Here is a 13,903-nt window from a genome sequence, read left to right on the forward strand (position 1 = left end):
TTTCGATATCATAATACCATTAAATGATACCGAAAGTATGTTCGTGATACCGAAAACTAGAAACCATGCTTCATAACTGCTTGGAAAGTTTGGATTTGACTATCTTATTGTCTTGATCTGTAACATCTAGACGGTCAAAAGTGGTCTACATGTTACAGATCGAGATTGTTCGGCCCGGGCCGCCCGTTCGTCTAAATCTGTAACAGCTAGGGCCGAAATACTCGACTAGATGTTACAGATCGAGACGAATGATCCACTCGGGCCCACCAAAACAAAAAAGCCGCATGCGAACCCGTGGAGGAATTCACATGCGGCCGACAGGGGGTATACGGCTTGAATTAGGCCATGAGCAGGCCGGTCTCCGCGACGTTCTTGTACCAGTACGCGCTCGCCTTGGGATAGCGCTTCTGGGTCTCAAAGTCGATGTAGAACAGGCCGTAACGCTTGTTATAGCCGTTGGTCCATGAGAACTGGTCCTGCAGCGACCACACAAAGTAACCGTCGACGTTTACGCCGCCGTCGATTGCCTTGAGGATCCATGCGAGATGCTGGCGCATGTAGTCGATACGAGGGGCGTCGTCGATAAAGCCGTCCTCGAAGTCGTCCTTATAGCCCATGCCGTTCTCGGTGATGTAGATCTTCTTGTAGTTGGGGTAATCGTTCTTAATGCGCAGCAGCAGGTCGTAGAGGCCCTCGGGATAGATGATCCAGTCCCAATCGGTGGTGGGTATGCCTTCGCGCACGCATGACTCGCCCACGCCCTTGAGGAACCAGCGCGAGGAGCCCTTGTCGCCGGTGCCATTGTGGTTGATGTCGTTTTCGCCCTCGGCGGCACGCAGGAACTGGCACTTGTAGGTGTTGACGCCCAGGCAATCGTTGTAGGGGAGCGCGGCGGTCAGCACGGCGATGTCCTCGTCGCGGACGTCGAGCTCACCGCCGGCGATATGAGTCAGCTTGGTCGCAGCCTCCATGGTATCGGCTGCATAGTGGCCGCGGAAGGTGGCGTCGAGTACCCAACGGTTGTTGATGACGTCGGCCATGCGAGCTGCCTCGCAGTCGGCGGCGTTGTTGGGGTCGAGGGGATACTTGGGCTCCAGGTTCTGGACAATGCCGATCTCGCCCTCAAAGCCGCCCTCATGGAAGGCGACGACAGCCTTGGCGTGGGCCACCATCATGTTGTGCATGAGCTGGAAGGCCTTGTCCAGGCGGTACTTCTCGCCGTGCGGCCAGTTGCCGACGATAAAGCTGCCCTCGGCGGTCGCGGGAATCTCGTTAAAGGTAAACCAGTGTTTGACCTCGGTGAACTCGGCAAAGCAGAACTTGGCGTACTCGACAAAGGCGTCGATCGTCGTGCGCGTCAGGAAGCCCTCGCCGCCGTTCTGGTAAAAGGCCTCGGGCGTATCAAAGTGATCGAGCGTGACATAGGGGATAACGCCGGCTTTATTGCAGGTGGCGAAAAGCTCGTGATAGAAGGCGACACCTTCGGGATTGATCTCGCCAGTGCCGTTGGGGAAGATGCGGCTCCAAGCGGTGGAGACGCGGATACCGTTGATGCCAAAACGCTGGCACAGGTCGATATCGACCGGATACTTGTTGTAGAAATCGCTTGCGGGGTCGGGGGAGAAGCGACCCTGGGCAGCCAGGAAATCGTCCCAGGGCACTTTGCCCTTGCCGTGCGTGCGGGTCTCGCCTTCAACCTGGTAAGCAGCGGTGGCGCCGCCAAACACAAAGCCGTCGGGGAACTGCATGGGGTTGGTCATGAGTCATCCTTTCTGTGGGATTCGAATAGGGAGAGGTGCCCGAACTGGGGATCCGGGCACCAACAGAGGGAGGAACCTAGTCGAGGTTCTCGCGGAGCCACTTGATGGCGCCAGCGGGGTCGCGAGTAAGGTCGATATATTCCTTACCGCGCGGGGCGAGCAGCTTAATGCCCAGGCGATCGGTGTCGGCCTTCATGTCGTTGTAGTAGCTACGGACCTGCGGGGCAAGCACGATAACGTCGTACTGATCCATGATGGCAGTGTGCTGGCCATAGGCGCCTGCGGAGGAAGCGATGTTCTCTCCGGTCTGCGCGGCACCTTCCTTGATGGCGTTGGCAAGCATGGCAGAGGTGCCGGCGCCGGCGCACAGGACGAGGACCTTCAGACCGTCGACATCCTTCTTAGCGGATGCATCGGCAGCGGGCTCGGGCTGATCGGCGACAGGCTTGCTGTCAGCGGCAGCGGCGGTCGGCTCGACGGCAGCGGTGGCCTGCTCGACAGCGGGCGCAGAGGTGCTGGCGGCGATGGTGGCAGCACCATCGGACTCGAGACCCAGCTCGGCGGCGCGCTCGGCTTCCTGGTCGCAGAGCAGCTTATCGTATGCCTTCAAGAACGGCAGGTAGATGATGGCGTCCAGCAAGATGATGATCGCGACAAATACCAGGGCGATAAGCTGGAAGTTTGTAGTGATGAAGATGCCGATGGGGGCAGGGGTAGCCCAAGGCACCACGAAGGAGAAGCCGTTCATGCCCACGTTGTCGATAAAGAACTTGGCAACACTCACGTTGACGCAGCCGGCGGCAACAAAGGGGATGAGCATGTAGGGGTTAAGGATCATCGGCGCGCCAAAGAGCAGCGGTTCGTTGACGGCGAAGGCAACAGGAACAATCGAGGCCTTGCCGACGGCTTTGAGCTGTTTGGACTTCATAAAGAGAATCAGCAGAAGCGGCACGATGAACGTGGCGCCGGTGCCGCCGAACTCACCCACGAGCGACATGTTAAAGGTGAGGGAGTGGGCGGGGTGGCCACCGGCCAGCAGAACCTGCAGGTTCTCGGCCTGGTTGGCAAGACGGATGGGGTCGATGCCCGGCTGGACAATCGAAGGGCCGTGGACGCCGATGAACCAGAAGAACGCGGTGGCCGCCTGAATAAGGATGAGTCCGGGGTAGGTCTCTGCCGCAGTGAAGAGCGGGGAGAGCAGTTTGATAAGCAACTCGGAGAACGGAACGCCCATGAGGTTGCGCACAACGACATCGACGATGCCGCAGATGATGACAGCACCGCCAAAGGGGATGATGTCGCGGAAGTTCTGAGCGATGGCGCCCGGGACCTCCTTGGGCAGCTTAATGGTCAGATCGCGCGAGACGCAGAATTTGTAGACCCACACGGTAATGAACGCGGCGATATAGGCCGAGAACAGACCGCGCGTGCCCATGCTGGTGCAATCGAAGACCGAAAGTTCGGAGCCGTTGAACTTGGTGGTGAACTGCGTGACTGCGAGCAGCAGCATGCTGCACTGGGCGGCCACCATGGTGGAACCGTCGTTGAGCACTTTGCCGGCGGGCATACGACGGTTCATGGATGCCGTGAAGTTCTTGGCAGTGGTGCCGGCAACCATGATGCCCATGACGCCCATGGTGAAGTTGTACAGCTTGTTGCACCAGTCGATGAGCGGCTGGGGCAGCGTGATGCCGACAACGCCGGGAAGGGTGGCAATGAGCAGAAAGATCGAAGAGGTGAGGACAATGGGCATGCACCCAAGGAATCCGTCCTTGATGGCCTGGAGGTAGATGTTCCTCGAGATCTTCTCAAAGAACGGTTGATGCTTTTCGAGCATCTTTACGATGGCGTCCATAGAGCTCCTTTGCTGCTTGATGCGCGATGCATGTGGATGGAACTGGTCGTCGATGGATGGTCAGGACTGCCCGGAAACCTTCCTGCTTAAGGAAGGCATTGCGAAATGACAACGTTGTCATTTCGTTAATGACAACGTAAGACATTTTTGGAAGAGCAACAAGGATATACGGGTGAGCGGTCGATATTGTTCGGTAAACGGTTGATTTATCAGTCAGGCAGGTAGTGTATGCTAGAACGCAAAAACAAGCGATGTAAAACCGACTGGAGAAGCAGTGGCAACGATGGACAAGAAAAATGTCTCAATGAATGATGTGGCGATTGCCGCTGGTGTTTCTCTCAAGACGGTTTCGCGCGTGATTAACGAGCCCGATAGCGTGCGAGAGTCGACACGCGATAAGGTTCATTCGGCCATGGAGGCGCTCGGGTTTCGAGCCAACTTTGCCGCGCGTTCGCTCAAGTTGGGCCGTTACGGGTGCATCGGCGTCGTGCTGTTCCACTTGTCGGGCGGTGCCGTGGACATGATCGACGGTATCGCCGATGCCGCCGAAGAGCGAGGCTTTGCTCTTACGATGATCAAAAAGCGGGCGGGGGAGAAGATGACCCTTGCCGAAGCGGCGCGTAGGATGTCGCAGCTCCCCGTCGACGGCATGATTTTCAACCTGCGCCAGATGGTCGATGACTTTGATACCTTTGAGGCGCCGAAAGACCTCAAGACGGTGATTATCACACCGATGGAACATCCTACCTGCTCTACCGTCAGTGACGACCAAGAGGGCGGCGCGCGCATGGCGTGCGAGTACTTCTTGAACCACGGGCACAAGAACGTGTACTTCGTCTCTGGTAAGAAAGAGTCACTGTCGAGCCAGTGCCGTATGAAAGGTTGGCGAGCGGCACTCGAGGCACGTGGCATTGAGCCGCCCGAGCCTCTGCAAGGCGATTGGAATGCGGATAGTGGCTATGCCGCGGGCCTTGTGCTTGCCGATAAGCCCGATTGCACGGCGGTCCTCGCTGCTAACGACTGCATGGCAAACGGCGTGATGATGGCTCTACGTGACAAAGGGCTCAATGTGCCCGACGACGTGTCCGTGATCGGCTTCGACGATGAGCTCTACAAGACGATTCCCAACTCGATTCTGACGTCGGTGAAGTTTCGCCACCGCGAACTGGGCATCCGTGCGCTTAACGAGGTCGTCGCAGGTCTGGAAGCCCCGAGCTCCAGAAGTCGTACGCTCGTCTCGGGCGTGTTGGTCGAGCGTTCCAGCGTAAGGGATCTGCGGGCGTAGACGTGCTCGGCCTGCTCGTCTAAATCTGTAACAGGTGGGACCCGAAAACTCGACTAGGTGTTATAGATTGAGATTTTGTCTACCCAGCCATCATCTTTGTCTCGATCTGTAACAGTTAGGAGTGAAATGACCAGCCAGGTGTTACAGATCTAGATTGATTGGATTGACCCATCTGTTTGTCTCGATCTGTAACATCTAAGCGGTCAAAAGCGGTCTACATGTTACAGATTGAGATTTTTGGCTTGGCCTGTGCGCTCACCTCGATCTGTAACAGCTGGGACCCAAAAACTCGGCTAGATGTTACAGATTAAGATGAACAGGAGGACGGGTACGGTCTAAACAAAATGGCCCGCGCATCACGCATCGATGCACGGGCCATTTTTTTTCTGCGAGCGGCAGGTGGCGTCAGCGTCTTATGCCTCGAGGTTTTCCTCGATCCAGGCGACGGCACCCTTGGGATCCTTAGTGAGGTCGATGTACTGTTTGCCCTTGGGCGACAGCAGCGTGATGCCCAGGCGGTCGGTGTCGGCCTTCATCTCGTTGTAATAGGTGCGAACCTGCGGAGCCAGGACGATGACGTTGTACTGGTCCATGATGGCGTAGTGGCTGCCGTAGGCACCGGCGTTGGCGGTAATGTCGATGCCCAGCTCGTCGGCGCCTTCCTTAAGCGCGTTGGCGAGCAGTGCAGAGGTGCCGGCGCCAGCGCACAGAACCAGAACCCTCAGATCCTTGCCCTTAAGGGCGGACGGAGCTGCGGAGGCCTCAGTGGCAGAAGCGGTCTCGACAACAGGAGCCTCAACGGCGGGGGCGGCAGCGGTCTTGACGGCCTTGGTCTCCTCGGCCTCTTCTTCGGCCAGGGTCTCGGCCTCCTGCTTGCACAGGACGTTGTCGTAGGCCTTGCAGAACGGGTAGTAGATTAAGAAGTCAACGACCAGCAGGACGACAACCAGGACCAGAGAGATCGGCTGGAAGTTGGTGTCGATGAAGGTGCCGATCGGTCCGGGGAGTGCCCACGGCATGGCATAGATAAAGCCGTTCATGCCCAAAAAGTCGATGAAGAACTTACCAATGAGGACGTTGGCCACGGGGGCAAACAGGAACGGGATCAGGAAGTACGGGTTGAGGATGATGGGCGCGGCGAACAGCAGCGGTTCGTTGACGGCGAACATCACGGGTACGACAGAGGCTTTGCCGACGGCCTTGAGCTGCTTGGAGCGCATAAAGAGCAGGAAGATGATCGGGACAATGAACGTGGCGCCGGTGCCGCCGAGTTCGCCGATGTAGTTACCGAAGTTCTCGGTCAGGGCGAGGGCGGGGTGACTGCCGGCCTGCAGCGTGGCGAGGTTGGTGGTGATGTTGCCAAACAGCGCGGCGTTGAGGGCAGGCTTAACGACCGAGGGGCCGTGGATGCCCATGAACCAGAACAGCGGGATCATGAACCAGATGAGGGCGAGGCCGGCGTAGGAATCGGCAGCGGCGAACAGCGGGCTCACCAGCGTGGAGATGACGTTGGCAAACGGGACGGCCAAGCAGGTGCGGCAGATAACGTCGATGACGGCGACAAACAGGATGGAGAAGCTGAAGGCGAAGATGTCGCGGAAGTTCTGGGCGATGGCGCCGGGGACTTCTTTGGGCAGCTTGATGGTGATGTCTCGCTTAATGCAGAAGGCATAGATGTTGACCGTGGCAAATGCGGCGACAAAGGAGCTCAGTAGGCCCTTGGTGCCCATGTTGTCGGTAAAGAACACCGAGACATCGGCGCCGTCGATCTTGGCACTCGTCTGGGTAACGGCCAAGATGAGCATAGCGCACATGGCGGCGACCATGGTGCTCGTGGCGTTGATGGCCTTGCCGGCAGGCATGCGGCGGTTCTTGGAGCCGGTCAGCGCGCTTGCGGTGGTGCCGGCGACCATGATGCCCACGACGCCCATCGTGAAGTTGTAAACCTTGTTGCAGAAGTTCACGACGTCGACGTTCCACCAGTCGGGCAGCGTAAAGCCGCCGACCGTGGCGACAACGCCCGGCAGGGTCGAAATAAGCAGGAAGACAGAAGAAGACAGGATGATGGGCATTGCTGCCAAAAAGCCGTCTTTAATGGCCTGAAGGTAGATGTTCTTAGAGACCTTGTCGAAGTACGGCTGACCTTTCTCCAAGAACTTAACGATCGATTCCATAGTTCACGCTCCTCTTTGCATGAAATCTTAATGGCATGGACGTTGAAAACCTATATGGTCTCCCGCTTGCTAAAAGCCCGGGTGCAGGCGGGGTCGGTCCCAGGGGGAGAGAGGGGAGCGGCTGGGTTTGTATCGCATAGGGCCGCTCCCCTCTCGGGGGAAAGCGAGGCGATGCGCTACTGCGCGTCCGCCATAGTGTCGGCGAGCTCCTTGTACCAGAGTGCCGACTGCTTGATGTAGCGTTTTTGCGTGTCGAAGTCGATGTAGAACAGGCCGTAGCGCTTGTTATAGCCGTTGGCCCACGAGAACTGGTCCTGCAGGCTCCAGATAAAGTAGCCCTGGACGTCGACGCCCTCGGCGCGCGCCCGGAGCACCTTCTCCATGTGCTGGTCGACAAAGTCGATGCGCTCGGGATCGGCGACGATGCCGTTTGCGTCGGGCTCGGGGTCCTTGTGGCCCAGGCCGTTTTCGGTGATATAGATGACGGGGAGGTTGGGATAGGTGGCGCTGATGTGCTTGAGCGTGTCGTAGAGGCCTTGCGGGTAGATGAGCCAATCCCAGTCGGTGGTGGGGATACCCGGCATATCGACCTGCTGCCCGACGCCCTTAAACTTAAAGCACGAGGTGCCCTTGTCTCCGGTGCCGTTAAAGCTGTTGGTGGACTCGCCATCGTAGGCGGCGATAAACGCCGACTGATAGTAGTTGAGGCCGAACATATCGTTGCGGGGCGCCGCCTTGGCGAGCTCCTCCATGTCGCTGTCCTCAACCGTAAGCGTGGCGTTGTTGGCACGCAGAATCTCGTTGATGAGTGAGAGGGTGCGCGCGGAGTAGTGACCCAGGAAGGCGCCGTCCATGATGAAGTCGGTGTAGAAGGCGTTGTACAGGTCGGCGGCGTGCTGGTCGGCGGGCGAGTCTGTGGCAGGATATGCCGGCGTCAGGACGTTGACCATGCCAATGCGTCCGCCCAGGTGCTCGGTCTCGTCAAGATCCTTATACAGGTTGACGGCGCGGGCGTGGGCAACGAGCTCGTTGTGCTGGCTCTGGATGCCGCTCGTCACATCAAAGTGATGGTTGGGCGGGAAGTTGCCTTGGATGTATTGGGAGTGCGAGAGGCTGATGAGCTCGTTGATGGTGAACCAATTCTTGACCTCGCGGAACTCGCGGAAGCAGAACTCGGCATAGCGCACATAGGCGTCGACGGTCTTGCGGTTGAGCCAGTCGCCCTGGTTGAACAGGGCGGCGGGGGAGTCAAAGTGATGCAGGGACACATAGGGCTCGACGCCATACTTTTTGCAGCAGGCGAACAGCTCGTGGTAGTGCTTAACGCCCTCGGCGAGGGGCTCGGCATCGTCGCCGTTGGGGAAGATGCGGGTCCAGGCGATGGACACACGGATGGCGTTGAGTCCATGCTCGGCAGAAAGGCGGATATCCTCCTCGTAGCGGTTGTAGAAATCACTGGCCGGGTCGGGCAAAAAGCGACCCTGGGCGACAAGGTAATCGTCCCACATGGTCTTACCCTTGCCTGCCACCTTCGTGGAACCTTCCGTTTGGTACGCGGCGGTTGCGGCGCCCCAAACAAAGCCCTTCGGCAGCTGCTGTACGCGGTTTAGCAAAGACATATGCATACACCCTCTCGTCTCGCTGTTCGATATTGTGCGTTTGCGCTCAGGAGGCTCCCTGGTTAGCGTTCAGCGGTGAAAAAGCCCGATAAACACTATCTTAAAATGATTAGAACCAAAATGAGCACGTGAACATTTGACAATGAGCACGTTAACATCCGGCTGGGATGTATAGAAACAAAACAACTTCAAACAGCCGCGAACGGTTGTATTTGTTCGGTAAGCGGTTTTGATTGACAGAAGTTTTCATGTTGTGGTATATGGCTCGGGTATCATGAGCACGTTATCGATGTATGTACGATGCGCCATGGGCGCGGGGAATAGTTGGGAAGCAGGTTAGCGTGGAAGGCATGGCTCAGCAGACAAGGAATGGTCATTCGGCGAGCGCGGCAGAGGTTGCGGCGCTCGCTGGCGTGAGCCGCCAGACTGTGTCTCGCGTGGTCAACGGTATGCCCAACGTGACGGAAAAGACGCGCAAGCGTGTGCTGGCCGCCATGGAAGAGCTGGGCTTTCGTCCCAATTTTGCTGGAGCGGCGTTGCGCGGCGGGTCGTATCGTTCTATTGGCCTGTGCATGTACAACATCACACGTGTCGGTAACCTGGCGACGCTCGAGGGTATCATGCAAGCGGCGCGCGAGCACGATTTTGCCGTCACTATGATCGAGATGGGCGGCGACAAGCCCTATACACTTGCCGATGCCTCGCGCCGCATGGTCGAGCGACCCGTCGACGGCATGATTCTCAACATGAACCGCATGGCTCCCGATTTTGAGGAGTTTGTTCCCCAGCCGGGAGTGCGAACGGTCATCCTGTCCATGTATGCGCATCCGCGCTGCACGACGATCGACTCCGACCAGTATGGTTCGTGCGAGCTGTTGACCAATTATCTGCTGGAACATGGTCACTCGAATATGCGGTTTGTGGCGGGTCCGGAAAACTCGATTTCCTCGCGTTTTCGTGAGGCCGGTTGGCGCGATACGCTGGGTCGTGCTCATGTCGATGCCGCTCCGATGCTGCGTGGCGATTGGAGTGCGGACAGTGGGTACGCCATGGGCGAGCGGATTGCGGCCGAGGTGCTTGCCGGCGGGTCGCAGGCGCCGACTGCCGTGCTTGCGGCAAATGACCAGATGGCGCTGGGCGTTATCGCCGCGCTCGAGAACGCGGGCCTGTCCGTGCCCGACGACGTGAGCGTGGTTGGTATCGACGACGCACTCGAGGGACTTGTTCCTCACAATCGGCTGACGACGCTGCGATTTGATTTGCGCGGTGTCGGTAAGCTTGCGTTTGAGGCGGCGATTGGAGAGAGCTCGTCTATCGAGGCGATTCATGTGCCGAGTACGCTGGTCGAACGCTCGACTGTTAGGGACATACGGGGTTAGGTCCTACTCCGTTTGTCTCGATTTGTAACAGGTAGACGGTCAAAAGCGGGCTACGTGTTACAGATTTAGATTCTTCGGAAAGAGCAATCCTGTTCGTCTCAATCTGTAACAGCTAGGACCAAAAAACTCGGCTAGATGTTACAGATCGAGACAAACGGCCCCCAGGCCGAACAAAAACAAAAGACCGGGGGCGGCGCGCCGTGTGACGTGCCGCCCCCGGCTGAGAAATGGGGACAGGTTATGTGAGCGGGCAACCCCGCCAGTCACTAGTCCAGACGACGGGTCTGCGCCACGTGCTTATACCAGTATGCGCTTGCCTTGGGCGTGCGCTTCTGGGTTTCAAAGTCAACGTAGAAGAAGCCGTAACGCTTGTTGTAGCCATTGGTCCAGGAGAACTGATCCTGCAGGCTCCACAGGAAGTAGCCGCCCACGTTGACACCCACCTCCATGGCCTTGAGCAACCAGCGCAGGTGCTGCTCGATGTAGTCGATGCGCGGCTGGTCGTCCACAAAACCGTCCTTGTAGGGGTCCTTGTAGCCCATGCCGTTCTCGGTGATGAAAATCTGCTTGTAGTTGGGGTAGCGCTGCTTAATGTAGACGAGCAGGTCGAACAGGCCCTCGGGATAGATGATCCAGTCCCAGTCGGTGGTGGGGATGCCAGGCTTGTTCACATGCTCGCCAATACCCTTAACGCGCCAGCGGCCAGTGCCCTTCTCGCCCGTACCGTTGTGGTGCAGGTCGTTCTCGCCGTCGTAAGCCTTCAGGAAGCGGCACTGGTAGTTGTTAACGCCCAGGTAGTCGTTGTAGAGCGCGGCCTCGCGCATGATTTCCAGATCCTCGTCCAGGATCTCGATGGTGCCGCCCGAGACGGCAGCCAGGCGGTTGGCGCACTCGAGGGTGTCGGGCGCGTAGTCGCCGCGGAAGGTGGCGTCGAGCAAGAACTGGTTCTGCAGCACGTGCTCGTTGTTGGCGGCTTTGATGTCGGCGGGGTCGTTCTCGTTGAGCGGATACTTAAACTCCAGCGACTGGATGACGCCGATCTTGCCCTTAAAACCGCCGTTGTGGAAGGCCAGCACGGCCTTGGCGTGGGCGAGCATCATGTTGTGTTCGCACTGGAAGGCCTCGGCAAGATGTGCCTTAACGCCGCCGGGGAAGGTGCCCTCGATGTAGGTGTTGGAGGCGTCGGCCCAGATCTCGTTAAAGGTGAACCAGTAGGTCACCTGGTCGGCGTACTCCTTAAAGCAGAAGGTGGCGAAGTCCACAAAGGCATCGATGGTCTCGCGGTTGAGGAAGTCGCCCTTCTCAAAGAGAGTCAGCGGCGTGTCAAAGTGGTGCAGCGTGACGAACGGCTCAACGTGGTGCTTGTGGCACTCGGCGAAGAGGTCATGGTAGAACTGAACGCCCTCGGGGTTAATCTCGCCGGTACCGTTGGGGAAGATACGGCTCCAGGCGATGGAGAGGCGAATGCCGTTGATGCCAAACTCCTCGCACAGCTCCAAGTCGACGGGGTACTGGTTGTAGAAGTCCGAAGCGGGATCGGGGGAAAAGCGCCCCTGGGCCTCCAGGAAGTCGTCCCAGGCAACCTTGCCCTTACCGTGAGTGCGGGTCTCGCCCTCTACCTGGTAGGCAGCGGTGGCGCCGCCAAAGACAAAGTCCTCGGGAAACTGTGCGGGCGGGTTGGTGACGCTAGCAGGGTTAACGGACATGATGATCCAATCGTCTAAATCGAAGGGCCAGCCGGCTGTGGATGGTCGGCTGGCCCTGAGCGTTACTTACTTCGAAAGTTGTTCGGCGACGAAGGCGAGAGACTTGTCGCCGTTCTGGGAGAGCTCGATGTACTGCTTACCACGGCAGGCGACGCACTTGTTGCCCACGCGCTCGCAGTCCTTCTGCAGGTCGGCCAGGTAGCTGGCAGCCTGCGGGGCCAGGACGACCAGATCGAAGTCGGGGAGCATGTCCACGTGGTTGCCATAGGCCTCGGCAGCGGTCTCAAGATTGATGCCGCGCTCCTTGGCGGCCTTGGCCAGCGCGTTGGCGAGCAGGCCCGAGGTACCGCCACCCTGGCAGAGCACGAGCACGCGCTTGCCGTTGAGGTCGCTGGTGGCCGTGGCCTCGGTGGCGGGGGTAGAGGCGGGAGCGGCATCGGTCTTTACGGCCTCGGCAGCAGCGCCGGCGGCAACGCTCTTGGCGTCAGCCTTGCCCTGGAAGGCATCGTTAAGCTTGGCGGCCTTCTCGGCGTTCTTGGCGGCGAGCTCCTCCTGGGAAATCTCGGCCTCCTCGGCGCACTTCTGGGCGTCATAGGCACGGAAGAACGGATAGTACAGGACAAAGTCGACGACCAGGATAAGGGCGAGCATCACAAAGGCGAGCGGCTGGAAGCCCAGGCCCATGATGGTGCCGATGGGGCCGGGGACGGTCCAAGGCAGGGTGTACATAAAGCCGTTCATGCCCAAGAAGTCGATAAAGATCTTGAGGATCCAGATGTTGGCGATCGGGGCAAAGACAAACGGGACAAAGAAGACGGGGTTGAGCACGATGGGCGCAGCGAACAGCAGCGGCTCGTTGACGGCAAAGCACACGGGGACGATAGCGGCCTTACCGACGGCGCGCATCTCCTGAGACTTGGCCAGGAAGCAGAACATAAAGACCAGGACGAGCGTGGCGCCGGTGCCGCCCATGCAGACGACGAAGTACTGGGCACCCTGGGTCAGGACAGCGGAAGCGTGCTGGCCAGCCTGGAACGCGGCCAGGTTGTCGGTCATGTTGGCAACGAGGGCGGCGGCGATGGCGGGCTCGACGATCGAGGGGCCGTGGACGCCGACGAACCAGAACAGGCTCATGGCGCCGTAAATCACAGCGAGGCCGATATAGCCGTCGGCAGCGGTGAACAGGGGCTGGAACACCTGGATGACACCCTGGGCAAAGCAGAAGCCAAAAGCAGCGCGGAAGACGATGTCAAAAACCCAAAAGACGGTGATGCAGACGGAGAAGGGGATGATGTCCTTAAAGGTCTGCGAGATGTTGGGCGGAACCTGCTCGGGCATCTTGACGGTGATGTTGCGCTTAATGAAGAACTTGTAGATGATGCCGGTCACAAACGCAGCGATGAAAGCGGTCAGCAGGCCCTTGGAACCAAGGTAGGTGGTGTTGAAACCGCTGGCAGCGTCCGTGGCGATGGTGTCGCTCGAAAGGAGCAAGAAGCCGATGATGGCCGCGCACATGCACGAGATAAAGTTGATCTGGTTGTTCTTGGGCAGATCGCGGTTCTGAGCGTCGGCGAAGTGCTTGGCCGTGGTGGCGGCGCAGGCGATGGCCAGGATGCCCATGGAGTAGTTGTAGCACTTCCACAGGGCGTTGTTGATGTCATCGGGCCAGTAGAAACCCCAGATGTTGGGGACCGAGGCTACCAGGCAGAAGATGGACGAGAAGATGATGATGGGGATGACGGAGATAAAGCCGTCGCGGATCGCCTTGAGGTACTTGTTGCGGGCGATCGCGTTGAAAAAGGGCTGGCCCTTTTCGATGATGGCGATGAGTTGCTCCATGCAATGCTCCTAAGAGTCGGTGGGTTAGCAACGATGGTAGCTTTTGGCGTTCGGTTGCCAAAATGTTGACGTTGCCATTTTGCGACACAAAAAAAGACGCGAACCGGTGGTTCCTGTGCCTGCGAACCGTCGATTCCTTATGCGTAAACGTTTGAGCCGCCCGGTGGCTCTGTTTTTGCGCAATGGCAACGTTAACATTTGGACGACAAAAGCCGTTCGGGGAAGCAAAAATGTCGGTGAACGGTAGGTTTTGGGTGGTGAGCGTATGGTGGGGGAGGCGTTGGAT

Annotated in this window: 8 protein-coding genes; 2 read left to right on the top strand and 6 right to left on the bottom strand. The window is 58.4% G+C overall.

The window, feature by feature from the left end:
• Nucleotides 1–338: 338 nt before the first annotated feature.
• Together lacG (AAAX34_RS05755) and AAAX34_RS05760 are read right to left on the bottom strand one after the other, a co-directional pair.
• Nucleotides 339–1,760 (bottom strand): 6-phospho-beta-galactosidase, encoded by a 1,422-nt coding sequence (gene lacG / locus AAAX34_RS05755; RefSeq protein ID WP_349110379.1) that lies wholly within the window; start codon nucleotides 1,758–1,760, stop codon nucleotides 339–341.
• A gap of 76 nt (nucleotides 1,761–1,836) precedes the next feature.
• Entirely contained in the window at nucleotides 1,837–3,615 is a 1,779-nt protein-coding gene (locus AAAX34_RS05760; RefSeq protein ID WP_349110380.1) for a PTS lactose transporter subunit IIBC, read from the bottom strand.
• Nucleotides 3,616–3,898: 283 nt separating this feature from the next.
• Between AAAX34_RS05760 and AAAX34_RS05765 the strand changes: the two genes are divergently transcribed.
• Nucleotides 3,899–4,900, top strand: a complete 1,002-nt coding sequence (locus AAAX34_RS05765; protein WP_349110381.1) for a LacI family DNA-binding transcriptional regulator — start codon at nucleotides 3,899–3,901, stop codon at nucleotides 4,898–4,900.
• A 413-nt stretch (nucleotides 4,901–5,313) separates the two neighbouring features.
• Here AAAX34_RS05765 and AAAX34_RS05770 read toward each other — a convergent pair whose 3' ends face one another.
• Both AAAX34_RS05770 and lacG (AAAX34_RS05775) read right to left on the bottom strand, forming a co-directional pair.
• Nucleotides 5,314–7,074, bottom strand: coding sequence for a PTS lactose transporter subunit IIBC (locus AAAX34_RS05770; RefSeq protein ID WP_349110382.1), 1,761 nt, complete (start codon nucleotides 7,072–7,074; stop codon nucleotides 5,314–5,316).
• A 176-nt stretch (nucleotides 7,075–7,250) separates the two neighbouring features.
• Nucleotides 7,251–8,699 carry a 6-phospho-beta-galactosidase gene (gene lacG, locus AAAX34_RS05775; protein ID WP_082437840.1) on the bottom strand — a complete coding sequence of 483 codons (1,449 nt, stop codon included), beginning with the start codon at nucleotides 8,697–8,699 and terminating at the stop codon, nucleotides 7,251–7,253.
• A gap of 344 nt (nucleotides 8,700–9,043) precedes the next feature.
• Between lacG (AAAX34_RS05775) and AAAX34_RS05780 the strand changes: the two genes are divergently transcribed.
• Entirely contained in the window at nucleotides 9,044–10,072 is a 1,029-nt protein-coding gene (locus AAAX34_RS05780; protein ID WP_055310566.1) for a substrate-binding domain-containing protein, read from the top strand.
• 266 nt (nucleotides 10,073–10,338) lie between these two features.
• On the opposite strand, the gene lacG (AAAX34_RS05785) is transcribed toward AAAX34_RS05780, so the two are convergent.
• Both lacG (AAAX34_RS05785) and AAAX34_RS05790 read right to left on the bottom strand, forming a co-directional pair.
• Complete coding sequence (gene lacG, locus AAAX34_RS05785) at nucleotides 10,339–11,778, bottom strand: 6-phospho-beta-galactosidase (RefSeq protein WP_349110384.1); 1,440 nt, start codon at nucleotides 11,776–11,778, stop codon at nucleotides 10,339–10,341.
• Nucleotides 11,779–11,844: 66 nt separating this feature from the next.
• A complete protein-coding gene (locus AAAX34_RS05790) occupies nucleotides 11,845–13,617 on the bottom strand; it encodes a lactose/cellobiose PTS transporter subunit IIB (protein ID WP_349110385.1) in 1,773 nt (590 codons plus the stop codon).
• Nucleotides 13,618–13,903 lie beyond the last annotated feature (286 nt).

Origin of the sequence: Collinsella sp. CLA-ER-H4 (assembly GCF_040092395.1) — a bacterium.
GTDB lineage: Bacteria > Actinomycetota > Coriobacteriia > Coriobacteriales > Coriobacteriaceae > Collinsella.

What these genes read in the sequence shown, in the direction of transcription:
- AAAX34_RS05760 (WP_349110380.1), bottom strand. Translation starts at nt 3,615, where the DNA reads ATGGACGCCATCGTAAAGATGCTCGAAAAGCATCAACCGTTCTTTGAG.
- AAAX34_RS05790 (WP_349110385.1), bottom strand. Translation starts at nt 13,617, where the DNA reads ATGGAGCAACTCATCGCCATCATCGAAAAGGGCCAGCCCTTTTTCAAC.
- AAAX34_RS05765 (WP_349110381.1), top strand. Translation starts at nt 3,899, where the DNA reads ATGGACAAGAAAAATGTCTCAATGAATGATGTGGCGATTGCCGCTGGT.
- lacG (WP_349110384.1), bottom strand. Translation starts at nt 11,778, where the DNA reads ATGTCCGTTAACCCTGCTAGCGTCACCAACCCGCCCGCACAGTTTCCC.
- lacG (WP_349110379.1), bottom strand. Translation starts at nt 1,760, where the DNA reads ATGACCAACCCCATGCAGTTCCCCGACGGCTTTGTGTTTGGCGGCGCC.
- AAAX34_RS05770 (WP_349110382.1), bottom strand. Translation starts at nt 7,074, where the DNA reads ATGGAATCGATCGTTAAGTTCTTGGAGAAAGGTCAGCCGTACTTCGAC.
- lacG (WP_082437840.1), bottom strand. Translation starts at nt 8,699, where the DNA reads ATGCATATGTCTTTGCTAAACCGCGTACAGCAGCTGCCGAAGGGCTTT.
- AAAX34_RS05780 (WP_055310566.1), top strand. Translation starts at nt 9,044, where the DNA reads ATGGCTCAGCAGACAAGGAATGGTCATTCGGCGAGCGCGGCAGAGGTT.